23 protein-coding genes are annotated in these 25,722 nt (G+C 61.3%); 14 read left to right on the forward strand and 9 right to left on the reverse strand.

Annotation, left to right across the window (positions count from 1 at the left end; genetic code table 11):
- Positions 1–201 precede the first annotated feature (201 nt).
- From EEB12_RS16370 to EEB12_RS16410, 8 genes are all read left to right on the forward strand, one after another.
- Positions 202–3,540, forward strand: a complete 3,339-nt coding sequence (locus EEB12_RS16370) for a DUF4132 domain-containing protein (RefSeq protein ID WP_181447551.1) — start codon at positions 202–204, stop codon at positions 3,538–3,540.
- Entirely contained in the window at positions 3,537–4,625 is a 1,089-nt protein-coding gene (locus EEB12_RS16375) for an ATP-binding protein (RefSeq protein WP_003943024.1), read from the forward strand. Before EEB12_RS16370 ends, EEB12_RS16375 begins: the two co-directional genes overlap by 4 nt.
- Positions 4,580–6,832, forward strand: coding sequence for a DUF5682 family protein (locus tag EEB12_RS16380; RefSeq protein WP_141488124.1), 2,253 nt, complete (start codon positions 4,580–4,582; stop codon positions 6,830–6,832). The genes EEB12_RS16375 and EEB12_RS16380 overlap by 46 nt, the downstream gene beginning before the upstream one ends.
- Positions 6,829–8,046 (forward strand): VWA domain-containing protein, encoded by a 1,218-nt coding sequence (locus EEB12_RS16385; protein ID WP_080910234.1) that lies wholly within the window; start codon positions 6,829–6,831, stop codon positions 8,044–8,046. Before EEB12_RS16380 ends, EEB12_RS16385 begins: the two co-directional genes overlap by 4 nt.
- Positions 8,043–9,968, forward strand: coding sequence for a hypothetical protein (locus EEB12_RS16390; RefSeq protein ID WP_141488125.1), 1,926 nt, complete (start codon positions 8,043–8,045; stop codon positions 9,966–9,968). The genes EEB12_RS16385 and EEB12_RS16390 overlap by 4 nt, the downstream gene beginning before the upstream one ends.
- A 206-nt stretch (positions 9,969–10,174) precedes the next feature.
- Positions 10,175–10,693 (forward strand): MarR family winged helix-turn-helix transcriptional regulator, encoded by a 519-nt coding sequence (locus EEB12_RS16400; RefSeq protein WP_003943230.1) that lies wholly within the window; start codon positions 10,175–10,177, stop codon positions 10,691–10,693.
- A 121-nt stretch (positions 10,694–10,814) separates the two neighbouring features.
- On the forward strand, positions 10,815–11,315 hold the full coding sequence (locus EEB12_RS16405; protein ID WP_141488126.1) for a hypothetical protein: 501 nt from the start codon (positions 10,815–10,817) through the stop codon (positions 11,313–11,315).
- A gap of 10 nt (positions 11,316–11,325) precedes the next feature.
- Entirely contained in the window at positions 11,326–12,237 is a 912-nt protein-coding gene (locus EEB12_RS16410; protein ID WP_258537285.1) for an NmrA family NAD(P)-binding protein, read from the forward strand.
- Between the two features lie 42 nt (positions 12,238–12,279).
- Here the strand turns inward: EEB12_RS16410 and EEB12_RS16415 are convergent, their stop codons facing one another.
- A complete protein-coding gene (locus EEB12_RS16415) occupies positions 12,280–12,525 on the reverse strand; it encodes a DUF3253 domain-containing protein (protein WP_021346052.1) in 246 nt (81 codons plus the stop codon).
- A 108-nt stretch (positions 12,526–12,633) separates the two neighbouring features.
- On the opposite strand from EEB12_RS16415, the gene EEB12_RS16420 reads away from it, so the two are divergent.
- A complete protein-coding gene (locus tag EEB12_RS16420) occupies positions 12,634–13,260 on the forward strand; it encodes a class I SAM-dependent methyltransferase (protein ID WP_172933127.1) in 627 nt (208 codons plus the stop codon).
- Between the two features lie 128 nt (positions 13,261–13,388).
- The gene (locus EEB12_RS16425) at positions 13,389–13,868 is read left to right on the forward strand and encodes a hypothetical protein (protein WP_141488127.1); all 480 of its coding nucleotides are present in this window, start codon (positions 13,389–13,391) and stop codon (positions 13,866–13,868) included.
- 169 nt (positions 13,869–14,037) lie between these two features.
- Here the strand turns inward: EEB12_RS16425 and EEB12_RS16430 are convergent, their stop codons facing one another.
- The 5 genes from EEB12_RS16430 to EEB12_RS16450 form a co-directional block, all read right to left on the reverse strand.
- The gene (locus EEB12_RS16430; RefSeq protein WP_220095784.1) at positions 14,038–14,688 is read right to left on the reverse strand and encodes an SLATT domain-containing protein; all 651 of its coding nucleotides are present in this window, start codon (positions 14,686–14,688) and stop codon (positions 14,038–14,040) included.
- Positions 14,689–14,904: 216 nt separating this feature from the next.
- Positions 14,905–15,375, reverse strand: a complete 471-nt coding sequence (sepF, locus tag EEB12_RS31150) for a cell division protein SepF (RefSeq protein ID WP_410055709.1) — start codon at positions 15,373–15,375, stop codon at positions 14,905–14,907.
- Between the two features lie 511 nt (positions 15,376–15,886).
- On the reverse strand, positions 15,887–16,324 hold the full coding sequence (locus EEB12_RS16440; protein ID WP_007735601.1) for an SRPBCC family protein: 438 nt from the start codon (positions 16,322–16,324) through the stop codon (positions 15,887–15,889).
- Between the two features lie 96 nt (positions 16,325–16,420).
- A complete protein-coding gene (locus EEB12_RS16445) occupies positions 16,421–17,107 on the reverse strand; it encodes a hypothetical protein (protein ID WP_141488129.1) in 687 nt (228 codons plus the stop codon).
- Positions 17,104–18,024 carry a LysR family transcriptional regulator gene (locus EEB12_RS16450; RefSeq protein ID WP_024487721.1) on the reverse strand — a complete coding sequence of 307 codons (921 nt, stop codon included), beginning with the start codon at positions 18,022–18,024 and terminating at the stop codon, positions 17,104–17,106. Before EEB12_RS16450 ends, EEB12_RS16445 begins: the two co-directional genes overlap by 4 nt.
- 95 nt (positions 18,025–18,119) lie before the next feature.
- Here EEB12_RS16450 and EEB12_RS16455 point away from each other — a divergent pair, with 95 nt between their 5' ends.
- From EEB12_RS16455 to EEB12_RS16465, 3 genes are read left to right on the forward strand one after another with little or no spacing between them, the layout of a single operon-like run.
- Entirely contained in the window at positions 18,120–19,322 is a 1,203-nt protein-coding gene (locus tag EEB12_RS16455) for a YbfB/YjiJ family MFS transporter (RefSeq protein WP_141488130.1), read from the forward strand.
- Between the two features lie 45 nt (positions 19,323–19,367).
- Positions 19,368–20,396: an NAD(P)H-dependent flavin oxidoreductase gene (locus EEB12_RS16460; protein ID WP_060939806.1), complete on the forward strand. Its 1,029-nt coding sequence runs from the start codon at positions 19,368–19,370 to the stop codon at positions 20,394–20,396.
- A complete protein-coding gene (locus tag EEB12_RS16465) occupies positions 20,393–21,097 on the forward strand; it encodes a hypothetical protein (protein ID WP_092765683.1) in 705 nt (234 codons plus the stop codon). The genes EEB12_RS16460 and EEB12_RS16465 overlap by 4 nt, the downstream gene beginning before the upstream one ends.
- An 18-nt stretch (positions 21,098–21,115) precedes the next feature.
- Here the strand turns inward: EEB12_RS16465 and EEB12_RS16470 are convergent, their stop codons facing one another.
- The 3 genes from EEB12_RS16470 to EEB12_RS16480 all read right to left on the reverse strand — a co-directional run bounded on the left by EEB12_RS16470 (position 21,116) and on the right by EEB12_RS16480 (position 24,681).
- Positions 21,116–21,391, reverse strand: a complete 276-nt coding sequence (locus EEB12_RS16470) for a hypothetical protein (RefSeq protein WP_020909670.1) — start codon at positions 21,389–21,391, stop codon at positions 21,116–21,118.
- Between the two features lie 35 nt (positions 21,392–21,426).
- Positions 21,427–23,262, reverse strand: coding sequence for an acyl-CoA dehydrogenase (locus tag EEB12_RS16475; RefSeq protein WP_021333262.1), 1,836 nt, complete (start codon positions 23,260–23,262; stop codon positions 21,427–21,429).
- Between the two features lie 396 nt (positions 23,263–23,658).
- Positions 23,659–24,681, reverse strand: coding sequence for a zinc-dependent alcohol dehydrogenase family protein (locus EEB12_RS16480; RefSeq protein ID WP_141488131.1), 1,023 nt, complete (start codon positions 24,679–24,681; stop codon positions 23,659–23,661).
- Between the two features lie 134 nt (positions 24,682–24,815).
- Between EEB12_RS16480 and EEB12_RS16485 the strand changes: the two genes are divergently transcribed.
- Positions 24,816–25,712 carry a helix-turn-helix transcriptional regulator gene (locus tag EEB12_RS16485; RefSeq protein ID WP_019745983.1) on the forward strand — a complete coding sequence of 299 codons (897 nt, stop codon included), beginning with the start codon at positions 24,816–24,818 and terminating at the stop codon, positions 25,710–25,712.
- Positions 25,713–25,722: the final 10 nt, after the last annotated feature.

Here is a 25,722-nt window from a genome sequence, read left to right on the forward strand (position 1 = left end):
CGGCTCGATTGTCAGCAGCAGCAGATACTCGACCAGTCGCTTGTAGCGTCGATCCCGTATTCGGCCCTGTGCCAATGTGCAGGAGGACGTCACCGCAACCGCTGTCGGGGGCCGCGTTCGGGAATGTCGAACAAGCCGATCGTTCGGATCGCTATCATTCTGGCTACGCCCGCCGACCGGGCCGGGATCTCGAGGAGACGCGTGAACCACACCACGACCGAATCTACTGCCGTGCCGCCCGCGTCGTGGTTGCCGATGAAGTACCCTCGGCGCGGCGGTTTTGCCGCCGACGTGGCACCTGTCGATCCCGCAGCCGGTGCCGAACTCGATCGACAATTCGACAGCGACGACCAGTTTGGCGAATTCAGTTCAGCGTATTTGGTCAATGATCCTGATCCTGACGAGCTCACCCTCGCCGCCCGGAAGTATCAAGCCGGTGAGATCTCCGCTGTCGGTGCAGCTGCTTTGTACTGCATACTCGGCCGCTACGCAGATAATGACCGGCAACAATCGACACTTCTCGTGGACGGGTTGGTGGCACGGCACGGGTTGGTCTTCGCGGTCGAAGCACTCTTGGAATGGGCCGACCTGCGGTTCGTTCATGTTTCGGTGCCTGTGTCAGAGCTGGGACCCGACGCGGTAATTGTAGTGGCGAACATCGGCGGTGAGTCGCCAGCTGCGGGATACAAGATGCCTGAGTATGTACTGCGCGAGCAGCTCGGGCGGACGGACGAACCTGATGCGCAAGTGGTCCGAGAGCACATGCTCGACCGTATGCGCGGTCTGTTGGCGACAGCCTCTGACGAGGACTACGCCGCAGCCCGAGAGGTGGCGTCGTCGATGCGCACCAACAGCACCCGCCGTTTGACGGCGTCGTACATCTTTCCGACCGAGGAAGGATGGTCGGAAGAACTCATCATGGGAATGCGCGCTCGGTGGTATCACTGGAACACTCAGCTGACGGTTTCGTCGAACACGGTACAGCAGCTCGAACGGGTCGCCGACTCACACGCAATGCGCAGTTGGCTCGAGGACGACGCGATGGTTGCCGCAGTAGTTGACGGCATAGGTGCAGGTCTTACCGGACTGTTGGTCGATGCGTTCGACAAACCAAACCAGTACGGACACATGAGGGACGAGGCGACACTGCTCCGAATCCTCTGGGCGCTCTCGGCGATACCCACCGACGAAGCCTTCACTGCTCTGGTCGAACGTCGCCACGTGAAGAGTGCGTTGCCCGCGGTCCTACACGCAATGCAACATTACCCACGTCGAGCATTGAAGATATTGGCAGAGAGGGATATCGACCTGTTGGACCGTCACGTGCGGGCGAATCCCGACATCGCCGCCGAGCTGTCGCCTACACTTCCCGAGCCTGCAAGGCGAAGGATCGCCGAATTGTCGACGCCGACGCCCGAGGCCACGGATCTTCCGCCCATTCTCGTCGCGCCGCCATGGTCGAACAGAAAGAAAGCGCTCGAGGTCGCGGTGATCGGTGAACTCGTTGCTCCTGAAATCAGCCGAATAGTCTGGCTTCCAGGTGAACTCGAACAAATCAAGAACACTCCGAGCGACTACTCCTACACCACGTGGGAAAATTACAAACAGTATGTGCAGGATGTATCACCGCGTTCCACCCATGACTGGAACACCTGGGTGATTTTTCTACTGGCCCCAGACGAAATCGCGCGCCCGTTCCTGACGGACTGGCCCGGAACCTCGCTCAAGGATCCACTTCGGGTTGTCGCTCGCTACGAACTCGATGCGCTGCCGCTGATGCTTCGCTTCACGCGCGCTCATCCAGGTGCCGCGGCGCCATACTTGATGCCATATGTCGATATCGATGTCGCGCGCGTGCATGCGACGATGTTCGCCACCAGGAAGAATCTCCGCAAACCTGCGATGGCGTGGCTGGTTCGACACGCTGAAGATGCAGTGGCACTACTCGTTCCAGACGCAGTGGGTCCGGCAGGTGCTCAACGTGATCATGCTGCCGCCGCCCTGCGTGCGCTCGCCAGAACAACCTCACGCGAGACAGTGGTGGACGGAGCGAACCGGTACGGCCCCGAAGCCGGGCAGGTAGTCGCCGGCATTGTCGATCTCGACCCGCTCGAGATGTTGCCCAAGCGGATACCGAAAACTCCGGTTTGGGTGGATGTCTCTTCACTTCCGCTGATTCTGAACGAGAATCGATCAGCCGCACTGCCGACGTCGGCGGTGTCGACGATCCTGACGATGTGCGCAATCGGAACCGCGGACGCTCCTTACGCCGGACTCGATGTAGTAACTGCGTACTGTGACCGATCGTCGCTCGCCGAGGCCGCGTGGGAACTATTCGAACGATGGTGGGGTGCCGGCGCTCCGTCGAAGGACAACTGGGTGATTCTTGCGCTGGGTTGGCTCGGCGACGATTCGACCGTGGCAAGATTGGCACCCCTCGTCAGACGGTGGCCAGGTGAGAATGGTGCAGCACGAGCACAACTCGGTCTCGATGCACTGGCTGCACATGGGTCAGCCCGCGCGTTGACAGAACTCGATCACATCTCCCGAAAAATGAAGTTCAAGTCGTTGAAGAACGGAGCGGCACAACGCGTCGCAGAGTTGGCCGACAGTCTCGGGCTCGATCGAGAACAGCTGGCCGACCGGATCGTTCCTGATCTCGATCTGACGCCGGACGGCACTATGAACTTCGACTACGGGACGCGGATGTTCACCGTCGGTTTCACGGAGGCTCTCGTGCCTTATGTGCTCGACGGAGGAGGTAAGAAGACGTCAGGACTGCCCAAACCCACCAGAAATGACGACGTTGTTCTCGCCGAGAGTGCGAAGAAGCGATTCACCGAGCTTAAGCGAGAAACGAAAGCTGTTGCTGCCGAGCAGATCAAACGCCTGAACCGTTCGATGGTTACCGGGCGCCGCTGGACTAGGACAGAATTCGACGACTTCGTGCTCGGCCATCCGCTGCTGATTCACCTTGCACGGCGACTGCTGTGGGCATCGTTCGATGACAGCGGTCTGCCTACAGTCGTGTTCCGGGTCGCGGAGGACAGTACCTTGGCCGACATCGACGACCAGACCGTCGAGCTACCGGAGGGCCGTATCGGGCTAGTACACCCCGCGCACATACCCGATACGGTGGGCGCGTGGTCCGACGTGTTCGCCGACTACGAAATCTTGCAGCCTTTCCCACAGTTGGGTCGTGCTGTCCACGATCCGCTACCCGATGACGTCGACGGGAGTGGTCTGAGTCGATTCACCGGAGTAACCGCCAGCCCCAGTCAGGCACTGCGGTTGACGTACAGAGGATGGGAACCGGTGTGGGAGAACCCAGCTTCCTGGGGACAAGGCCTGCTGTACCAGCTCAGCGATGACGTGTCTGTTCTGCTGGGGTTGGAGCCCGGGATGGGGACGGGAGACCCTTACAACGGGTACCCCGATCAGAAGCTCGTTTCGGTGGAACTCCGTGGGGGGACTTTGAACGATGTCGATCGTGCGACGGTCTCCGAACTCATCGCAGACTTGGCAGGGTTCGCCTCGTGACTTCACGAGTCCAGCGCCCACCGGCTGAGGAGCGGTTTGCCGAGGAACTTGCGCGTTTGGCCGAAGAAGACACTGGGCCGCGACCACCGGGGTGGCGTCTAACCCTCACGTCGGCGCGGACGTTCGTCATGGGCGACGTCGAGCTGGGAATAGCGCCGAAATACGTAGGCAACGCATCGCTCGTCGAACGCTCACTCGTCACCTTGGCGACGACACGTGGATTGATGCTGGTCGGAGAACCTGGTACTGCCAAATCGCTACTGTCAGAGCTCATCGCCGCTGCCGTGAGCGGGGATTCGACCCTCACGATCCAGGGCGGTGCCGCCACGACCGAGGATCAGATCCGGTATTCGTGGAACTATGCACTGCTCGTCGCGGAAGGCCCCTCGACTCGATCGATGGTTCCAGCGCCGATGATGCGTGGAATGGCCGAGGGACGCGTCGTGCGGTTCGAGGAGGTCACGCGGTGTCCGCTCGAAGTGCAGGACACTCTGTTGTCGTTGCTGTCCGAACGGGTGCTGGCAGTCCCGGAACTTTCCGGAGACGACGCAATGGTCTATGCCCGTGAGGGTTTCAATGTGATCGCCACCGCAAACACCCGCGACCGTGGCGTCAACGAGATGAGCGCCGCACTCAAACGGCGCTTCAACTTCGAGACCGTGCACCCGATCGCCGATTTCGACACCGAAGTCGAACTCGTGCGAACAGAATCGGCGGCCTTGCTGCGTGCTTCCGGTGTAGCCGCAGAACAAGATCCGGCAGTGTCCGAGTTGTTGGTCACGCTGTTTCGTGACCTACGTACAGGATTCACCGCGAACGGATCGCCGGTCGAGCGACTGTCATCGGTGATGAGCACGGCTGAAGCGGTGTCCCTTGCGCATGCCACCGGTATTCGTGGGTGGTTCTTGCGAGGAGACGCCGGTACCGTCACCGACCTCGCCGAGTCCCTGGCCGGTACGGCGACGAAAGACAACAGTGAGGATGCTGCCCGGTTGCGCCGCTACGTCGAGAAAGTAGGGTCGCAGCGGACGAGTGCGGCATGGCAAGAGCTACGCCGGGCGCACGCACGTCTGACCGGACCGTGAGCGTCGCTGTGGTGGACGCTGGTCGCGACGTCGTGGTGATCGGGATTCGGCACCACAGCCCTGCGTGTGCTCGGATCGTGGCGGAGACCATTGAACGCCTGCAGCCGACGCATGTCTTGATCGAGGGACCCGCAGACTTCACCGATCGAATCGATGAACTGAGACTCGATCACAAGTTACCGATCGCGCTGTACTCCCACGTGCGACGAGGAGCGCACACACGTGTGACATGGGCTGCCTTCACCGATTGGTCTCCAGAATGGATCGCCCTTCGGTCGGCCTCCAAGGTGTCGGCGGAGGTTCGGTTGATCGATCTTCCCGCCTGGCACCCCGCTTTCGACGGGCCGCCGGACGAGTACAGTGTGGCTGCAACAGTATTGGCGGCCCGACTGGGACTGGACACGGTCGACGCGATGTGGGATCACGTCGTCGAGTCGCGCGCCGATACGCTCACTGTCGAGGAATTGACTGCCGTCCTCGACGACTACTTCGATGCGATCCGGGTAGGTGACGCCACAGTATCCGAGCGCGAACAGTACATGGCATCGTGGATACGGGCCGCTCGCGAGCGCCCCGGAAGCGGTGCTGTCGTTGTCATCTGCGGCGGGCGTCATCGGCCGGCGATCATGTCCGAACTGGCTCGCGGTAGACCGACCGACGGATCCTGGCCCGCCGTTCCGACCGCGGGCCCTGATGTCGACATCGGCAGTTACCTGGTCCCCTATTCCTACAGTCGTCTCGACCTGGAATCACCATGGTGGTACGAGAAGCTCTGGCAGAAAACGGCATCGGCCGGGGAGGTTGCAGCCGCGGCGATCGTCCGTGATTTGCGATCCCGGAATCAACGCGTCTCGACAACGGATTTCATCGGATTCCGTACGCAGATCCTCGGACTCGCCGCTATCCGTGGTCACACGCTGCCGACGCGACGAGATGTATTAGATGCTGCAGCAAGTACATTGGTGGGTGAGGCGTTGGCGTCGCCGCTGCCTTGGACACTCGCAGGGGAACCTCTGGGGCCCGAACCCGACCCCGTCATCTCGGCCTGTATGCGCACGATGCGAGGTGATCGGCGGGGCACGCTACACCCTGATTCACCGGTACCGGGATTGGTTTATCACGTCGATATGCTCCTCGAGGAGTTCGACCTCTTGCCTGGCCCTGTTGTACTCGACTTGGCCGACGAGCGTAGTCGTCAGCGTAGTCGTGCACTACATCAGTTGCGTGTGCTGGGAGTGCCAGGATTCGAGCGAACTGCAGGTCCAGGCAGTGGTTCTGCAGTGGTGTCGACAGAACGGTGGATGATTGTCGACTCCGCAGACCGCCTCCCGGTGCTGGTCGAGGCTGCAGCCAAAGGCCACACTCTGGTAGAGGCAGCTGGGGCCACCCTGGAATCTTCGCTGACTTCGGCTGCGGCTGATGTCGAGCGTCTTGCACACATTCTGTTCGATGCAGTTCTTTGTGGACTCGACTCGGTGGCTGACCGAACCGAGTCGATCGCATCCGAATCATTGAAGGGCGTAGGAGATCTCGGGGGCACAGGCCTGCTGCTTCGAGCCGCTCTGGACCTGTGGCGGCACGATTCACTCTTCGGGAGCCGAGGGTCCACCCTGCTCGGGGCGATAATTGATTCGGCGTCGTCGCAGGTCGTTGCGTTGGCGCACCGAGTTCGGGTCACGACCGGTGGCGCTGATCTCCTCCGGATATCTGCTCTCGCAGCGTTATCCGATGCGATGGAGTATGCGACGGAGATCCTCTCGACTGATCCGGCCGACGAACTGACCGCTCTGGCTCGTGACAATGGTGCCGCGGTCGACATCAGGGGATCGGCCCTGGGAACGTCCTGGGATCGAATTCCCCCCGATGCAGCAGTCGACGCCGTTCGATCGATTCCTGCAGAACACCTCGGTGATTGGTTGTGCGGACTGTTCGGAGTAGCACGTGAGCGTTTTCTGGACGCGGAATCCAGCGACACAGTGTTGACCGCCGTCGATGAAATCGTGAGCAGACTGTCCGAACACGAGTTCCTGACAGCACTTCCCGCGCTACGGCAGTCCTTCGAATTCTTCCCTCCCCGTGAACGCGACATCATCGCGCGCCGCCTGACAACGTCGACACCAGAGGCTGCAGTCGTGAACTCCCTGGATGTCGGAAGGCAGCTCGACGCCCGGGTGGACGACGCGCTTGCCCAGATCGGTATGCGATGAACATCGAACGATGGCGGCTGATTCTGGGTGATGCGTCGGCCGGAGTACTCGGTGATCCAACGGGCGATGCGGCTGAACGCGACGACGCGTTGGAGTGGCTGTACGGCCGTGACCCGGCTCGCAGCGCGCAGGGCGTTCGCGCTGGAACTTCCCGACTGCAGGGGACCGACTCCGTAACGACTGGAGACAACCCGGGTGGCGGAGATACGCCCGGTTCCCCGGGTGCGGTTCCGCCGAGTCGCAAGGATGGGCGGTACCGCCCCAATGGGCTCGGCGAAACGACGGTGACGGCCGTGGACTGGCTCGACGACATCCATCGTCTTTTTCCTCGCGAGACAGTTCATCGACTCGAACGCGACGCCGTGGAGAAATACGAAATCACCGAAGTGGTGACAGATTTGGAAGCGTTGCAGCGTATCGAGCCCAGCGTGACTCTGCTTCGAGCAGTGCTGCGTACCAAACACCTGATGGATCCCCGAGTTCTGGCGATGGCAAAAAAGGCTGTCGACAATGTCGTACGCGAGTTGATCGAGAGGCTCTCGGTGGACGTCCGCAGGACCTTCCACGGCAAACGTAGCCGACACAGAACAGCGTTTCGTAATTCGCGCAATTTCGACTTCGAGGCAACGGTTCGCGCTAATCTGCAGCATTGGTCACCGCAAACACGCAAGATTGCTATCGAAAAGCCTTTGTTCACTTCGCGAACTCGTCGGCACACGGATACGTGGACGTTGATTCTGTTGGTCGACCAGTCCGGATCGATGATCGACTCTGTCATCCACTCGGCGATCACCGCTGCATGTTTCTGGAATGTCCCCGGATTGAGGACTCACCTCATTGCATACGACACCAATGTCGTCGATCTCACGTCCGAGGTTCTCGACCCGGTCGAGCTCTTGATGGGCGTCCAATTGGGAGGCGGGAATGACGGTGCAAAGGCCGTCGATTATGCCGCGCAACTGGTGGATACGCCGCAACGAACGATTGTTGTCATCATCTCCGATCTGTACGAAAGTGCACCGGATCGGTTCGTCCGGAGCGTTGCCGGTCTCACTGACAATGGTGTGCGTGTCCTGGCGCTTGCTGCGCTCGACGATGCTGGTGACCCTGATTACGACCGTGAAATTGCCCGTCGCTTGACGCGATTGGGTGTGCACGTCGGTGCGATGACTCCCGGAGGGCTGGCCGAATTCGTGGCCGGTTGTATTCGATGACGTCCCGGCCTGATCTGGCTGCGCTCACCGACGATGCGCTTGCGCTGGTCGCTAATCGCGGGCTCGTCAAGCGAGCCGCGCGTATGTTCGCCGAGGAAACGCCTGAACTCTTGGTGACGAGCGAACGGATCCTCGTCCGGTACGGCGACGGTGTCGAAACCAGTCTTCCTGCCGGCGTTCCATTCTCGGAAGCGTCGTGCACGTGTGGCGCAAGCTCGGTGTGCCGGCACCGTGTCGGTCTTGTTCTCGTTTATCGGGCGAATCACGAGTCGAGCTTCGATCACATAGACTGGACACCAGGGGAATTCGATGACGAGGCGCTGGAGGCATTTCTCGGAGCGGCGGTACTGGCACGGGCGAATCGGACCAGGCGGGAGGGCTACCAGGCAACAGTGCATCGAGCTCGAGGTGCAGATCCTGTTGTGCGAGTCGAACTCCCGCATTGCACGGTCCGGTTCTTGGTCCCACACGAACTGAGTCACGCCCATTCTTCGGCATCTGCGCACACGACGGCAGAAGCGATAGCACTTGCCGTGTGGGCGGTTCGGGCGGCGGACGAATCCGGAACCGACCATGTGCACGTGGGTCGGAGTTCAGTCGTGCGAGATGCTGATCGAAGTGCTCTGGCAAGGGCCTTGGCGCGGACGATCCTCGTGGACGGTCTGTCCACCACAACGGCGGTGCAACACGCCACTGCCGTCAGAGACACGCGCGCCATTGAGGCAGGTTCCGCAATCTGGTTGGCCGATGCGTGCATAGAACTGACTGACCAGATCGAGGCCTATTCGATGCGGCATGCCGGGCACAGTCGCACACGAGTGGCGATGATCATCGCCGAGATTCATGCGAGGGTCGAACTCGGTGAATCGGTCGATTCATCGCTTGCCGGGACAGCACTAGGGACCGAGACTCCCGGTGAAACTCCGCTGCGTCGTTCACGTCTGATCAGCCTCGGCGCGAGGGTGACGGCGACTGGCGATTCGACTACCGCCGATATCTACTTCGCCGAACCAGATTCGGATGCAGTTTTTCTCATGAGTCACGATTGGTCGAGTGAATCCGACGAGGCACTCTCCGGGTATGCGATCTCGACTCGCCGAATTGCCGGTTCGACGGTCGCCGCTTTGGCTTCATCGACAGTGCTCACAGAATCAGCGGTTCGCCGTGCCAACCACAGAATCCGCCTCGGGCGTAAAGGGATCGGGCGTACTTCCATTCTCCCTCTCGGCGTCGACGCGTGGGAAAAATCGATTGACGTGGTGGACGATTACGCCGAGATGCATCGCCGGTTCATCGAGCGCCCGCCGTCGTTTGCCCGAGCCCGGCTGACTACCGATGGCGTCGGTGTGATGCGAATAGATTCTGTAATCAGCACCGATTACGCTCCTGCAGAACAGATGTGGACAATGCGGGTCGGAGATGGGCGTGGCAACCTGGCGCAGGTGAGCGTCGTACATCGAGCGCATGCGCCCGGTGCAATCGACGCGATGGTCCGGGCAATGTCGGCCCGGCCGAGGGCCGTGAGCGGTCGGCTGACTGTCCGAGCCGGTGCGTTGTGGATGACACCATTCGCTGTTGCATGCGACCTCGGCGTCATCGTTCCCGATCTCGAAGAAGGCCTCGGCAGTGCGACGATGACTCGCGCAGTTGCGACGGGCGGTGTGGACGCCATCGACAGTGCGCTGGAGGGAGCTCTATCCGTACTCGCGGACATCGCTCACCGCGGGCTGAGAAATGCGGCTGAGCCTACTATTTCTGCGCTTCGTCGTTGTGCAGCGGGGGTAGTCATGGTCGGTATGGCTTCAACGGCGCGAGCCTTGGAGTGCGTAGCCGATGCGATTTCGTTCGGTGAGCTGGAGACGTCGGCAGATGCGTGGGTTCATGCTGTGATCCGGATCGTCACGGCCATCGAATCACGTTGAGACACCCGGCTTTGCCTCGCTGCGACCCTGCCGGCCATCAGCCTGCCTGCAGGCTTCAATTCTGAGGGGCTGCCAATGGGTATACAGGTTCTGGCTCGCAGTCATGCCGATCTGGACCTGTTGCAACTCGCGCACGGCTTCGGCAGCGTTGACACTCGCTCTGGTGAAGGGTTGACCAGAATGTAGTTAGGTGCCATATTAGTTGCATGGCAGTGGACGGAACCGATCACGACTCACCCACGTTGGATCAGGCGCGGCGGCAGTTGGAGCATTACGGCCTCGGGTCCGATCCGCAGGCGGTGCTGGTTGCGGTGCGGCTGATCTCGGCGGGCGCGCGGCTCGGTCGAGCAACCGAGGTTCACTTCGCGAGGTATGGACTGTCGACCGGCCGTTACCGATTGCTTGCGGATCTGGAAGACCACGACGGGGAGAAATCTCCCTCGCGACTGGCCGCTGATCTCGGCGTCTCGCGAGCCACGGTGACCGGGCTGGTCGACGGCCTCGAGCAGGAGGGTTTGGTCGCTCGGCGTCCGTCCGCCGAGGACGGGCGTGGTGCGGTGGTCGTCCTGACTGCTCGCGGCGCTCAGCGTTTACGTGACATGGCGCCCGAACACTTTGCTCGTCTCGAGGAAATGGTCGACGAGCTCACTGTCGACGAGCGTGCGGTTTTTCTGGACCTGCTCTCGCGGGTCGTTCGCGGTATCGGTGCGCTGACTGCGGAGTAGTCGGCTGGGATTCCAAGCCGTCGCGTAGCGATTCGAATCGTCGTCAATTCTCGACAGAGGCTTCTCCTTCCATGCCCAAATAGTTAGCCACCTAATTATAAACGGAAAGTTGGTCTCCTTCATGTCGGGACACACCCCGCCGATCCGTCGCGAAAACAAAAGGGAGATAACCGATTCCAATCGACTCGACCCGGTTGCCGATCGTCGCGCCGCACGACCTTTCACCCTGTGGAGAGAGGTGCTGGTCGCCTACCTTGCCCCTGCGCTGATGGCGGGTGCGGGCGGAGTCGCATCCGGCCAATCGGGCCTCACGATGGCGGCATTTACGTCCATTGCGGGCACGTCGGCAGTGGTGGCGTTGCTGATCGGCTCCTGGCTGCAGCGTCGCGGGAGGTCACGACCGTGGACCACGGCTCTGCCTCGCGTCATGGTGGCGGCAATTCTTGCCGTCGGAGCCGCTGCAATTGCAGGCCTCGTCGGGTGGTTCGCCTCCCGTTGGCTACCAGCTCACACGAGCGTGGTCGACACTGCTTGGCTTGCTCGCCTGCAACTCGATCTACCGATATCTGCCGCTGTCGCTGCCGTCATCGTCAGCTGGCGATGGCGCCGTCAGAATCCCTGACAGACAACACATGTCAAAGATCCCCGGCTTCGCGGGGAAGACCGAAAGGAACACGATGATCGTCATCATGGGAGCGTCCGGAACCACAGGCGGCGCGTTGCTACGCAGTCTCGCATCCTCGGGTGTGCCGAGCCGAGCGCTGTCCCGCGACCCGGACAGGCTGCGCGCCCACCTCGGCGATTTGGCCGACGGTTTGGTCGAAGTAGTGCGGGCCGATGCCGCAGACTCAACTTCGCTACGCACGGCTTTCGAAGGGGCTGAACAACTTTTCCTTGCCATGGCCAACGGACTCGAACAGGTCGAGCTCGAAACGCGTGTGATCGACATCGCCGCCGAGAGCGGCGTCGAACACATCGTCAAGATCTCCGATCCCGCCGCCGCGACCGACTCCCCCATCGCTCTCTCCCGTGGCCACCATGCCGTCGGCGAACACCTGCGCGCATCCGGGATCCGCCACACTCTGCTCCGCCCCTATGCGTTCATGCAGAATCTGTTGCTCCTGGCTCCGGCGGTGGCTGCGCAAGGGGTGATTCTGGGCGCGATGCGGGACGCGCCGTGCAACTGGATCGACTGCCGAGATATCGGTGACGTCGCCGCGGCCGTGCTCACACGCGCCGACCTCGCCGGCGGTACCTACGTCCTGACGGGTAGCGAGGCAGTCGGCTACGGCGGCATCGCCGATTCTCTGACCCGCATGCTCGATCGCCCCGTCCAATATATCGACCTGCCACCGCACGAACTGCGGCAAAACCTCGTCGATCATGCCCACATGCCTCCGTGGCTGGCCGAGCACATTCTGGAGATCCAGCAACTTGCCGTCTCGCGCCCGGAGTCACCCACCGACACGGTGGCACGTGTCCTGGGGCGTGAGCCACGAAGCCTGGATGCGTTCCTGCGTGAGCATCTGGACCGTTTCCGCTGATTCACGCTGCGAGAGCAGTGCCGCCAGAAGTCACGCGGTTGATCAACGAGCCCACCGAATCCTGATCGGACCTCGTACGGATTCCGGGTCGACGACTTCGCCGCCCTGGGTGATCTGTACTTCGCCGTGGGCCACCATGTGGCGGGCAGCCTCTCGGACGGGTTCCATCAGCGGACGCCAATTGTCGGGTGCCGCTGCGCGGGCCACGTCGGAGGGGCAGATGCTCGACTCGGCCGATCGGGCACTGAGTAGTTCGCGGATCTTCGCCGCCAGTTCTTTCTCTTCCACCGTATGACCTCAGTTTCCGGTCGTGACCGTAGGCCTTCAACAGAGTATGAACCTTCGGTTCGGCGAGTTGTGGCGAAGGAATGGTGCACATCGATAATTATTGACGGCGTGGAGAATTCGAGTGCAACGCGCCGCGACGTAGTCCGAAAGTCGTATTCGGCCAGATCCCAGGAGTACACGGACCTCTTCGGCTCGATGGATTCGACGCACGTATCTGATCGGGACCTGGTGACCAGCTGGGCCGCCACTTTGACCGGCCCCGTACTCGACGCCGGGTGCGGGCCGGGGCAGTGGACAGACTTCCTGGCCCAGAGCGGGCTGGCTGTGAGCGGGATCGATCTCGTGCCCGAGTTCGTCGAACGAGCCCGCACCCGATACCCGGATCTTTCCTTCGAGGTCGGGGGCTTCGAGGCATTGGACGCGAAAACGAATTCACTGGGCGGCGTGCTGTCCTGGTACTCGCTCATTCACCATCACCCGCAAGATATCGAGGCACCGCTCGCTGAATTCGCGCGCGTGATCCGCCCAGGTGGTGGGTTGCTGGTGGGCTTCTTCGAAGGCGCAACCGTAGAGCCTTTTGATCATGCCGCGACGACTGGTTATCGATGGCCGGTGACCGAACTTGCCGAGGTGCTGGTCACAGCGGGTTTCGACGTGATCGAGACCCATACCCGGACGGGGAGCGGCTACAGGCCGCACGGCGCAATCACTGCCAGCCGGCGCGGCGTCGAATAGCGGATCGAGACAGCGGATCGAGACTGGGCGAGCAATTCTCTTTCATTCATTTCGTGTGAGTGGTGTGCTGGATGAGTCACTCCCCCGTTTTTTCAGCACTGGATCATCCACAGTTGAAAGAAGGCGCCATGACCACGATCCATCTTCACAAGACGACTACTGCGACGCCCGAACAGGTCCTTGCCGGCCTGACCGACTTCGGCCCGGGCCGTGAGGAAATCTTCGGCCGCAGTGCGGACAGCTACCTGAAAGTGCACCAACAAGGACCCCACGATGCTGATGTCACCGAGGGCTCCAGTGGTATCTGGGAGCGCCTGCACTACGACTGGACCGACCCGCACCGCGTCGTGATGACAACCACCGACTCCAACCTGTGGGGCGGGGCGTCGAGCCATACCTACACGCTGACCCGGCAGCCGACGGGCCTGACCGATGTCGATGCCGTCGTGGTCCGGGACGGCAAGAACCTCAAGGGAAAGCTCCTGGCGTCGGTACTCGGACTCGTCGGCACCCAAGTGCTGGGAAAGTCGTTCACGAAGTCCATCGATGCCATCGAAGCTCGCAACGGTGGCGCGAGCGGAGGGTCTACGCAGCCGCGCGATAAGTGAGCTGATCCGAAGCGCGAATCGAAATCGCTGTCGCATGATTGTCGATTAGGAAAATACAGCTATTTCGATAATTCGTCTGCAGTGCGAAGCGTCGGCATCTTTAGGGGTCTGTATCCACGCCCTGGACGGCGTCATTTCTAAAATTTATCATAGAAGGGCGTTGCACGACCTATTCGCTAGAGCTACGTGATTCTGGTGGCTGCTCTAAATTCTGTTGACGCTTCTTTTGTTCGGACTTAAGGCGATGAACTTCTTCGACAAATTCTGAGAGAGCTTCCTCTTCGCTGCCTGCTCTCTTGTAACGGCCAACTCCAATTTCGAATGCTTCCCATTCGTTTTCGATTGCATCTGCAGTTTGCTGAAGGTAGAAACTGCGTTCCTTGTACTTGAAGTATCCCATAAAACCGCTGGACATCCCGACAGTGAAGGTCAAGGCGAGAGTTACCCAGCGCACAGATATCGATTCTGCCGCGATTCCGGATGTTGCAGTTGCAGCGAGGGATCCGATAATTAGGACTCCTTGCAGGCCGTTGTTGACTTTTCTATATCGATTGCTCTCATCTCGAAGTCGATCGATATCGGCGTAAGCATCCTCTTTATAGGTGATCCTGCGAACCCTTGTCGGAACGTCGATGCTTGCCAGCAGCAACTTTCGAGTTTCTCGCTGACGAGCTAGTTCAAGCTGGAGGTCGCCTTCCGTCAAGCGTTCGTGGGTGCCGGGCTCGACGAGACCTCCGGGATTACGTTTGAGCCTGTATGCAGCGACACAGAATGCAGCGACTATCGGAACGGTTGGTATAAAAACTGCAACAAGGACCATCCTGGGAATCCATGGGATCCAGAGTGTTGCGTAAAGCAGTATCGCCAGTACTGGTCCAAATATCATAGAGAAGGTCGATCCGAATCGGCGTTGTTGCGCCACTCTCAGTGAATGTTCTGTGAGGCGAATCTGATGATTCAAGGTCAGTAGTTGTTCGTTATCCCCGTGCACAAAATTCCTCTGTTTGCGATCTCAATGTCTTCTCTCGGAATTCGATTATTGCCGATTTCCGGATGGCGACAGGACAAGAACTTCGGCGGAAAGTTGAAATATCCACCCGTCAGTCGCAGCGGTCATCCCACTGCAAAAGTTGACTAGTTGAGCCGCTTGTGAGGCGTCCATTCCGCCAACGTCCAGGGAAATGACGCGTCCTCCCCGAAAGTGATGCAAAATTGCGTGAGTCGCAGCTTGAAAGTCTGGTGGCCTCAATCGTACTGCAGATTTGAGACGGATATTCGGATTATTCCGTGCGTTGACTTTATATGCATTCAACGCCACGGCACGTTCCAGTGTAAAATGTAATTCGCCTGCCCCGTCAACGGAGACAAGCGTGGGTGTGGGTTTGCGGCGCCAGCGGATCCCCGAACTGTGATGCACGGTCAGGACAATAAATAGCGCTGCGATCAACAAAAGTAGCGCCACACCTATCGTATTCAGGAGTGCCACCGTTGAACTATCGCTACACACCAACAAACTGTAGCGTCTTACATTTCAGACGTCCCCGCGACCTGCGTTTCGCACCTCTCAGGCGCGAGCATGATCCGGCCGGTGTTGACATGCGATTAGCCTGCTAGGTCAGTGGAAGTGCGCAGAGCCTGATCCCCGGGGACGTATGGCGAGGGCTGGACCGATGGCCGAGCAGCTTTTCGGAATCGGTCCTGCGCAGTGTGCCGCCATCGTCCGTGGATCGGATTTCCCAAGCCATCCTTGCGGTGGATTTCAGACGTGCCCCAATTGTCTTGAATATCTGAATTCTCGTCATCGATCGCGGCGCAGCGGCCAGCGGTGCACCGCCCTATTCGTCGCACAGTCGCGATGCTGCCCAGACCTGGCTGAGTGAAACCCGGCGATCTCCCCGGGGCGTTGCCACAACGAAATCCCTCGGCTCGTCAGCGGTACGCAGTCGGGGCTCGATTGCGTCAAGTCAAAACGCCCTAGTAAAGCCAATTTGCTGCGTATCTACTCTGTGCAGTGGTGCTCAGAGCGCTTCGAGGGCTTCCGTCATCTTCTTCACCGTCTCTGGTGCCACTTTGGCTTCGAATCCCGCCTTCAGGAGAGGCGACGCAATCTTGGCGGCACCGTTGAACTCGACGTTCGCGTGATATTCGATCTCGGTCGAGTTCGGACCCACCGAAGTCAAGGTGATGTCGTCGGTACTGGTGGCAGTCTTGTTCTTTCCTTCGAGAACAACGTGATTCAGCTCGTCGGTCACCAGCGTGTACGTCAGTTCCGTGGTGACGCCGAACAGCTTGGACACGTTGTGCCACTGGGTTCCGACGCCGACAGGACCGTCGGAGATCTGTGTGCAGCTCTCGGTGCCCGGATCCCACGTCGGCGCATTGGCGAAGTCGCGAAGAAACGCCGCAGCCTTTTCGATCGGTACCTCGGCGGTGAATTTGCGGGTGACGTCAACCATGCGGTGGGCCTTTCGGTTCATTTTTCGGCGGTAGTGCCGCGGTGAGAGTTCGTTCCGACGCCCGGGCTACCCAAACTCGACAAACGGTAACCACCTTCAGAAGACTGCGCGGTCCAGTGGACGCGGAAGCGGGTCGAGTGCGCCGGTCTCGCGCAGGCGCTCGTACGCCCGAACGACCCCATCGATGGCCCCGATCTGTAGCAACACGCCGCCCGGTAACGCGGCAACGCCTGCTGCGAGGTCACCCGGGATCGCGTCAGCGCGAGCGGACGAGAGGTAGCCGACTCGGCCGATCACGGGATCACCGACGCGATAGTCGGACTCGTCTTCGAGAGCGTCGAGGACGTTGTCGTCGGTGACGTCTCCGAAATCCGGTTCCCACACCGCGGCGAGCATCCGAAGTAGTTCTGTCTCAGGAACTTCGGCGGCGTCCGGCGCGCTGACGGCAATAATCATCGACTGAAGGACGATTTCAGGTTCGCCGCCCGCCAACCCGGAGAGTTCGAGCCCCCAATCGGACCCTCCACTGGATGCGAGCCTCAATCCGATTCCCAGACGATCCGACCAGTCTTCGGCGGCCTGCGCGTTCTCGAGGACCTGTGCCAACTGGTCGACGGTCACGGCAGTAGCAGGTCCAGCGGAATGGATCTGTTGCCACGACCCGCCGACCACCTCGGGCAAGAGGGATTCGACTTGCTCCAACGTCCGACGCCACCGGGAGGCCACGGCCTGCACCGATTCCGGCCGTCGTCCCCAGAAAACTCGAATAGCGCGTCGTGTCATCGAATCCTCCGGTAAGGATCGTCCATGGGTAGCCATATCCCGTCTTCGTGGATTTCGAGATCAGTGACGCCGCGGGTGAGAGCGTCGACGGCCGCGAGAACTGCAGGGCGCGTTTCGTTCTCGCGGCACAGGAGTGACCACGTCCAGATCGCCGCGGGGTCGATCACCGGACGTGCAGTGAGATCGCTTGGCAACGTGATGGTCTGCCCTTTGGGCGAGTTGACGACCGGACGGCCGACGGCACGGACGTGATCGAAGAATGCCGGACCGGTGATACCACCGTCGTTGATGCGCAGGATCTGTGCGCCGGTATCGCGAGCGAATTCTTCGGCGTAGACGTTCCACGAATACCAGGAGGTGGTGTCGTCGTCGACGAGTACGACGACGTCGCGTGCCCGCACCGGTGTGGTGTCCTCTCCGGTGGAGACCGCGTACAGCCGATCCGCACCGAGCAGTCTTGCGCTCAGAGCATGTTGGGCGACATCGGTTTTCCGCACCCAGGCGATCGCCAGGTCGAGGCTGCCGTCCGCTACCCGCGCGGCCTGCGCGTGCGAAGGCACCACCCAGGCGTCGACGTGCAGTTGCGCGACCCCTGAAGTGCGCGCGATCAGATCCGTGGGGAGCCAATTGACGTAGCCGATCCGGACGGGCTCCGCTCCGGACAGACGCTCCGCGCGGCGTCGCAGATTCTCGGCACTCTCGAGTAGCGCACGGACATCAGGGAGCAAGGCCGCGCCGGCTGGCGTCAGAGCGACGGAACGGCGGTCGCGGACGAACAGCTTGACGCCGAGGTCGCGCTCGAGTGCCATGATCTGCTGCGACAATGACGGCCCGGCTATCAGTAGCCGCGCCGCGGCTCGGCCGAAGTGCAGTTCCTCGGCGACGACCTCGAAATATCTCAGCTGACGCAGCTCCACGATCCTTCATGCTACGTGCGGTGGGAGGTTGTGCCTATCAGTCAGGAGCAAAGCGGTCGTGGCGGTCCGGCGCGGCGGGGGCACACGATAAGACCATGACCACAATCCACAACGGCGTCTCCCCGCGAGCGCACGCTGTCCAAGCTGCCGCTGCGCTGGCGGCGAGCATGGGAATCGGTCGATTCGTCTACACACCGATCCTGCCGTTGATGCACACGCAGGCCGGTCTATCCGCCTCGCTCGGCGCCACCCTGGCGACGGCCAACTACGTCGGGTACCTGATCGGCGCGCTCGCGGGAATCCTCATTCCCGGCGTGGTGCGCTCGGCAGCGGTGATGCGTACGTCGTTGGTGGTCCTCATCGCGACTTTGGCGCTCATGCCCACTACCCACGACGGATCCATCTGGTTCGCCCTGCGGCTCGTCGCAGGCATTGCCAGTGCCCTCGTATTCATGATCGCCGTCAGCGCTTTGCACGCGCACCTTCGGGGGCAGTCCCAATTCTTGGCCGGATGGGGATTCGGTGGAGTTGGGTTGGGTATCGCCCTGTCCGGGGTCCTCGTGTTGGTCGTCCGCTTCATCGGTACCTGGAGTACAGCCTGGCTGGCATCTGCGGCCCTTGCAGTGGTGTGTGCGGTCGCAGCCTGGGGATTGACGCCGGAACCGCGTCCGACCATCACACCGGACGCGCCGGGAACTCCCAGTTCCCAACGCGGGTTCACTGCCTTGTTCATCAGTTATTTCCTGGAAGGCATCGGCTACATCATCGCGGGCACGTTCCTTGTTGCCGCAATCGATCTCGCCGCTCCAGAATGGGTCGGCAGCGGCGCTTGGATAGTGGTCGGTCTGGCCGCATTTCCCTCGTGCGCCCTGTGGGCTTGGCTCAGCCTGCGTTGGTCGAGGCCGACTCTGCTTCTCGTTGCCCTGTTGATTCAGGCGGTGGGCATAGCGCTTCCTGCTGTGATCGGAGGCGTCGGCCCCGCACTGATTTCAGCTTTCCTGTTCGGTGTCACCTTCCTTGGTATCGGGTCAATTGTGTTGGCAATCGGCGCGCACCTGCAGTTCCCACGCGCCGTGGCGTTGCTGACCGCTGGATACAGCGTCGGTCAGATTCTCGGCCCACTCGTTGTCACTCCGTTGCTGCGAGACGGGTATCGCGACGCTCTGCTGTTGGGTGCGGCCGTCGTTCTGGGCGCAGCAGTGGCCGCCGCGGTTTTGCGGTTCCGATTCCCTTCCGATCTCGATGCGGACCCTCGGACGGCCACCTCGACTGAGGAGGTAGTTTTTGATGTCAGATGACGAAACCGCCGGAGCACTACCCGACGTAGGACTGGAGATGTTCGAATGAGCGCACTCACAACCGATCTCGACCTGAAGGTCCCTGTCATCGCAGCCCCCATGGCCGGCGGCGCTTCCACACCGGCACTTGTTGCTGCTGCCTCTCGCGCAGGCGGTCTCGGCTTCCTCGCCGCCGGGTACAAGACGCCTCAGGCTCTGTCCGACCAGATCGACGCCGTGCGCGCCGAGGGAGTGTCGTTCGGTGTCAACGTCTTTGCGCCCAACCCGGTGCCTGTCGACGTCGATGCCTACCGTGCCTATACCAGGGCGATCCAGGTCGATGCGGATCGCTACGGCATCACACTGGCTGACGGTGAGCCGGTCGAAGACGACGACTACTTCGAGGACAAGATCGATCTGCTCCTGGCCAGCCCGGTTCCGGTGGTCAGCTTCACCTTCGGCTTTCCCACACCCGGCGTCATCAAGGCGCTGCGCGCTGCCGGTTCACTTGTCGTCCTCACTGTGACTTCGGAGGCAGAGGCGCTCCTTGCCGTCGACGCCGGTGCCGATCTGCTTGTCGTGCAATCGTCGGCTGCCGGCGGCCACTCCGGAACGCTCACTCCCCTGCAGGTTCCGGCAGAAACACCGATCACCGAACTGATCGCACAAATCCGTCATCGCACCTCTGTTCCGCTATTGGCGGCCGGTGGACTGGCGACCTCCGCCGACGTCGCTGCAGCCTTACGTGCCGGAGCGGACGCGGCAGTCGTCGGTACCGTACTGCTGCGCACCGAGGAGAGTGGTGCCTCGGCTCCGCACAAGGCAGCTCTGGCCGACACGTCACGCGGGAACACGGTCGTCACAAGAGCTTTCACGGGACGTCCTGCACGGGCACTTCGGAACGAGTTCATCGATCGCTACGACGCACAAGCGCCCATCGGGTATCCGGCCATCCATCACCTGACCAACCCGATGCGTAAAGCCGCTGTTGCGCAGGCAGATCCCGAGCGAATGCACCTGTGGGCCGGCACTGGCTATCGCCACGCGACGGAGGAGCCAGCCGGGGTAGTGCTTTCGCGATTGGCTAACCTGTGACGGCGCGGACACCGGAAGCCGGATTGCCGGAAGTAGTGACATACGACGGGTTGCCCGGGTCCGCCGGTGGTGCACACTCGCTTCGAGTCAAGCGTCCCGATGTTGCATTTCAGCGGCTGCAGACGTTCCTGGAATCCTGCACCGAACCTGTGTCGTTGCCGTCGTGGACGTTCGAGATCTACCAGAGTGGGCCATCCGAGCCGACCACGCAGTTGTCATCGTTCGCTACCGAGCTCTTCGGTGGGCCCCGCTACAAAGCGCAAACCCATACCGAATGGAACGTCCCACCTGGTTCTGTCAACGAAGCGCTCGATGCCCTCGTTGGTTGCGATGCGGTCACAACCCACGGACGTTCTGTGGCGGCGCTGACCTGCAGCGCGCCCGTACGCCTGATCGACCCCAACACCCGCGCGCCGTACCCCGACATCACCCCCGACACGTTCGGCCGTTTTGCCGTGGATGGATACGGCCGGATTCTCGGCGAGTCAGGCATACGCGCAACCCTCGGCAACGCCGCATCCTCACTGTCCCTGTGGCTCAACCTGCCTGCAGACGAACGGTTGTCGTCCGGTGCTCGTCACCTACAAGACCATCTCCCGTTCCGGTTGTCCGCGAAACACTGGCGTCTCTGGCGGCCGAACCGGAGCGGAGACTCGTATCGTTCCAACAAGATTCCGTCGCCGGTTCACGACCACGTTTGAATCACGCAGCAAGCATTTTCATCTCGGGCAGAGCTCGCCCATCTCGGAGACAATGCGATCAGCGCTGCGAACCACCCATACCGCGCGTCCGCCACGCAATGTCGGCATCAAGAGTCGGTCCTTCTCGATGGGCCAGTGCACAAAGGGAAATCCGCCGGCCAGCTCGTCCTGGACTTCGCCGGCGATCAGGGGACTGGTTCCTGCACTCTTGCCCTTTGGCCGTGGTCCAGCGTCGAGCGCGAGGTGGCACTGACCGTCATCGAGCAACGAGACCGTCCACACGCAGTTCTGCATGTACGTATCAGGGCTGCTTTCATTATGGCACGTTGTCAGAATGCGTCTTCCTCGAGTTCCATGATCTCGTTGTCGAGGGAACCCAGGATTTCTTTCGTCGACGCCAGGATAGGCAGGATGTTCTTGGCGAAGTACGACGCGATCACCACCTTGCCCCGGTAGAACGATCGGTCCTTTGCCGACGCGTCACGGTCCAAGGCTGCCAACGCGACTTCCGCTTGCACCAACAGGCGCCATCCGATGAGCAGGTCGCCTACCGCGTACAGAAAGCGCACCGAGCCGAGGCCTATCTTGTACAACTCGGAGGGTTGGTCCTGGGAAGCCATCAGATACCCGGTGAGCGTCCCGGCCATCTCCTGCACGTCGGTCAAGGCGGTCTCGAGTAGGACTCGCTCGGCCTTGAGTCGACCGTTCCCGGCCTCACTGTCGATGAACTCTCGTATGCGACCGGCTACGTGAGCGAGTGCAACGCCGCGGTCGCGTGCGATCTTTCGAAAGAAGAAGTCCTGCGCCTGGATCGCCGTGGTGCCCTCGTACAGGGTGTCGATCTTGGCATCGCGGATGTACTGCTCGATGGGGTAGTCCTGAAGATAACCGGAGCCGCCCAGGGTCTGCAGGCTCTCGGTGAGCAGTTCGTAGGCCTTCTCGGAGCCGACGCCCTTGACGATCGGCAGCAGCAGATCGTTGACCCGCGCCGCCAATTCGGCATCCGCACCCGAAACCAACTCGGCGACATCGGCATTCTGGTGTGCAGCGGTGTAGAGGTAGACCGCTCGGAGGCCTTCGGCGTAGGCCTTCTGCATCGCCAGGCTGCGTCGGACGTCGGGGTGGTGCGTAATGGCCACACGGGGCGCGGTCTTGTTTGTCAGCTCGGTGAGGTCTGCGCCTTGAATTCGTTCTTTTGCGTACTCGAGGGCGTTGAGATAGCCGGTGGACAGTGTTCCGGTAGCCTTGGTGCCCACCATCATTCGAGCATTCTCGATGACCTGGAACATCTGGGCGATACCGTTGTGGACATCACCCACGAGCCAGCCGACGGCAGGAACGTCCGTCGCTCCGAAGGTGAGCTCGCAAGTTGGGGAAGACTTGAGGCCCATCTTGTGCTCGACGCCGGTGACGTACACACCGTTGCGCTCTCCCAGTTCAAGTGTGTCCGAGTTGAAATGGGACTTCGGAACGTAGAACAGGCTCAAACCTTTGGTTCCTGGACCGGCGCCCTCGGGCCGGGCAAGCACCAAGTGGAAGAGGTTCTCGGCCGTGTCTCCGACGTCGCCGCCGGAGATGAACCGCTTGACGCCCTCGATGTGCCAGGTGCCGTCGTCCTGCGCGATCGCCTTTGTTCGGCCTGCGCCTACATCGGATCCGGCGTCTGGTTCGGTGAGCACCATCGTTCCGGCCCATCCGCGCTCGAATCCTTCTTTGGCCCAGTGTTTTTGCTGTTCGTTTCCGATGGTGTAGAGCACGCTCGCCATCAGTGGACCCATGTTGAAAAAGCTTGCGGATCCGTTTGCCGCGACCAACATTTCGCCGATCGCCCAGACCAACGGTGCCGGAGCAGGAACACCACCCATGCCTTCTGGTAGGCCGAGTCGCGACCAACCGGCCTCGTTCACCGCCTCGACCGTCTTGCGTAGAGGTTCCGGGACCACAACTGCGTGATTGGGTGCGTCGAATTCGACAGGGTTCCGATCCGCGTCGGCGAAGGACGCGGCGACCGGGCCTTCTGCCAGTCTCGCTACTTCCGCAAGAATGTTGCGCACAGTGTCGGTGTCGAGGTCTCCGTAAGCGCCGGCATCCAACAGTTCGCCGATCCCGAGCACCTCGAACAGATTGAACTCGATATCACGCACGTTGCTTTTGTAGTGACCCATTGTTCTCCGACCTTGGTTCGTCAGCAATACGATTCGTCAGCAGATACGGCTCGTCAGCAGTACACAAGAAAGCCTGCCCCACAAGGAATTCAGTACGCAACCGTAGGTAGAGACGAGTTTCGTTGCTACAAAGTAGCGCCGAGCCGCTCTCATTGAAACATTCACTCGTACAATCGGTTTCCGCTGGTGGGGTGCATATCAGTCGCGTAGCATCCTCTTGGGTCAAAGCAGCTGCGCACCAATCGAAGTGCCCATCCTCGCCTTCGGCGTCAAACGCATTCGCAGTGATCAGTGAACATGCTGCTCGGTAAACCACGAGCGCCTCTCGTTGGTAGCCGAGACGTTCCTCGATCGGCGTGGAGAGCCCAGTTCTGTCTCGTGAGCCTTTGGTATCGGTCAGAGGGTGAGTAGCACTTTGGTGGCGCGCCGCTCGTCCATCGCCTGGTAGCCGGCGGCGGCGTCCTCCAACGGGAGAGTGAGGTCGAAGACGATGCCCGGGTCGATCTGGTCGGTCATGATGAGCTCGATCAGTTCGGGTAGGAATCGCCTGACCGGCGCGGGACCGCCGAGCAGGCTCGCCGTCGCGAAGAACAGGTTCATGCCGTCGAGTTCGACGCCGTGGGATACCCCGACGTAGCCGACATGTCCGCCGGGGCGGGTAGCTCCGATAGCCTGCATCATCGATTCTTGGGTGCCTACGGCTTCGACGGTCGAGTGGGCGCCGTAGCCGCCGGTGAGTTCCTTGATCTTCGCGATGCCCGCGTCGCCCCGCTCTTCGACGATGTCGGTGGCGCCGAATTGCGTGGCGAGTGCCTGCCGGTCGGCGTGACGTGACATAGCGATGATCCGCTCGGCGCCGAGTTGTCTGGCAGCGAGGATCGCCAGGAGTCCGACTGCGCCGTCGCCGACGACGGCGACTGTTTTGCCAGGTCCGGCTTCCGCAGCTACGGCGGCGAACCAACCGGTGCCGAGTACGTCGGAGGCTGCAAGGAGGCTGCGAGCCTGCCGCTCGGTCGGCTCTCCGTGGACAGGGACGAGGGTGCCGTCCGCGAGCGGGATGCGAGCGTATTCGGATTGGGTGCCGACCGAGCCCATCATGACCTGGTGGATACAGCGAGACTGAAAGCCGGCCTCGCAGATTTCGCAGGTGTTGTCCGACGCGACGAACGAGCCCACGACGAAGTCCCCAACTTCGATGTCGTTGACCTCGGGGCCGACCTGTTCGACGACGCCCACGTATTCGTGTCCCATCGGCGTCGGGCCATTCAGCTCTTCGATGCCGCGATAAGGCCAGAGGTCGGAACCGCAGACGCAGGTGGCTGTAACGCGAATGATCGCGTCGGTCGGTTCGACGATCACCGGCGCTTCGATCTCTTCGACCCGGACATCGCCGGGGGCATGCATGACGACAGCGCGCATGACGTGGCTCCTCACCATCGGTTTCTTCGTGTCACTTCAACCTGATCACGATTTGGCGGCGTGCGGGAGTCCCGCGCGATAGTGGTACTGCGAGGGACTCCCTCGCTACCGGTCACTGACTTACCCTCGATGGCATGGACGATCGAGCGCAAGTACGCGAATTCCTGACCTCGCGGCGCGCCCGAGTCACGCCCGAACAAGTTGGACTTCCGGCCGGATCGAACCGCCGCGTGGAAGGTCTGCGTCGAAGTGAAGTGGCAACCCTCGCCGGAGTGAGCGTCGAGTACTACACGAGGCTAGAGCGCGGAGCGATCAGCGGCGCATCGCCAGGTGTACTCGACAGTATCGCGAAGGCCCTACGACTCGACGACGCCGAGCGCGCCCACCTTTTTGATCTCGCGCACGCGGCAAGCCCGGTAGCCAGGCCCCCGCGTCGGCGAAATACGAAGGGCTGGAAGCCCCATCAGAGCCTGCAGTGGGCGCTCGACGCAGTCACCGCAGGACCCGCTTTCGTGCGGAACGGTCGCATGGATCTTCTTGCGGTCAACCCACTCGCGCGTGCGTTTTACAAGGACCTCTACGACATGCCGGGGCAGCCCCCGAACATCGCGCGCTTCACGTTCCTCGACGAAAGGGCTTTCGAGTTTTATCCGGACTGGAACGCGTTTGCCGAGGTGACTGTCTCGATTCTGCGAACCGAGGCTGGGCGAGATCCTCACAACAAGGAATTGCACGATCTGATCGGTGAACTCAGCACTCGGAGTGAGGAATTCCGGCGTCGGTGGGGCGCGCACGACGTCCGCCATCACGGCACCGGATTCAAGACTTTTCACCACTCCGCCGTGGGGGAGCTGACGCTTGCCTTCGAAGGTTTGGAGATGGCCGCCGAGCCGGGGTTGACGCTCACGATCTACACCGCAGAGCCGGGATCGCCGTCCGCGGAACGGATGCAGTTACTCGCCTCGTTGGCAGCCAGTGAGAATGCGGACTCTGCGCCTCACGTGTCGGAGCGGTCGCTGACGGACGGCTGACGAACTGCGC

The organism is Rhodococcus sp. WS1 (genome assembly GCF_003797745.1).
Classification (GTDB): domain Bacteria; phylum Actinomycetota; class Actinomycetes; order Mycobacteriales; family Mycobacteriaceae; genus Rhodococcus_F; species Rhodococcus_F erythropolis.

What these genes read in the sequence shown, in the direction of transcription:
- EEB12_RS16380 (WP_141488124.1), top strand. Translation starts at nt 4,580, where the DNA reads ATGGCAAGAGCTACGCCGGGCGCACGCACGTCTGACCGGACCGTGAGC.
- EEB12_RS16385 (WP_080910234.1), top strand. Translation starts at nt 6,829, where the DNA reads ATGAACATCGAACGATGGCGGCTGATTCTGGGTGATGCGTCGGCCGGA.
- EEB12_RS16390 (WP_141488125.1), top strand. Translation starts at nt 8,043, where the DNA reads ATGACGTCCCGGCCTGATCTGGCTGCGCTCACCGACGATGCGCTTGCG.
- EEB12_RS16400 (WP_003943230.1), top strand. Translation starts at nt 10,175, where the DNA reads ATGGCAGTGGACGGAACCGATCACGACTCACCCACGTTGGATCAGGCG.
- EEB12_RS16405 (WP_141488126.1), top strand. Translation starts at nt 10,815, where the DNA reads ATGTCGGGACACACCCCGCCGATCCGTCGCGAAAACAAAAGGGAGATA.
- EEB12_RS16410 (WP_258537285.1), top strand. Translation starts at nt 11,326, where the DNA reads ATGTCAAAGATCCCCGGCTTCGCGGGGAAGACCGAAAGGAACACGATG.
- EEB12_RS16425 (WP_141488127.1), top strand. Translation starts at nt 13,389, where the DNA reads ATGACCACGATCCATCTTCACAAGACGACTACTGCGACGCCCGAACAG.
- EEB12_RS16430 (WP_220095784.1), bottom strand. Translation starts at nt 14,688, where the DNA reads ATGGTCCTTGTTGCAGTTTTTATACCAACCGTTCCGATAGTCGCTGCA.
- EEB12_RS16440 (WP_007735601.1), bottom strand. Translation starts at nt 16,324, where the DNA reads ATGGTTGACGTCACCCGCAAATTCACCGCCGAGGTACCGATCGAAAAG.
- EEB12_RS16445 (WP_141488129.1), bottom strand. Translation starts at nt 17,107, where the DNA reads ATGACACGACGCGCTATTCGAGTTTTCTGGGGACGACGGCCGGAATCG.
- EEB12_RS16455 (WP_141488130.1), top strand. Translation starts at nt 18,120, where the DNA reads ATGACCACAATCCACAACGGCGTCTCCCCGCGAGCGCACGCTGTCCAA.
- EEB12_RS16460 (WP_060939806.1), top strand. Translation starts at nt 19,368, where the DNA reads ATGAGCGCACTCACAACCGATCTCGACCTGAAGGTCCCTGTCATCGCA.
- EEB12_RS16470 (WP_020909670.1), bottom strand. Translation starts at nt 21,391, where the DNA reads ATGCAGAACTGCGTGTGGACGGTCTCGTTGCTCGATGACGGTCAGTGC.
- EEB12_RS16475 (WP_021333262.1), bottom strand. Translation starts at nt 23,262, where the DNA reads ATGGGTCACTACAAAAGCAACGTGCGTGATATCGAGTTCAATCTGTTC.
- EEB12_RS16480 (WP_141488131.1), bottom strand. Translation starts at nt 24,681, where the DNA reads ATGCGCGCTGTCGTCATGCATGCCCCCGGCGATGTCCGGGTCGAAGAG.
- EEB12_RS16485 (WP_019745983.1), top strand. Translation starts at nt 24,816, where the DNA reads ATGGACGATCGAGCGCAAGTACGCGAATTCCTGACCTCGCGGCGCGCC.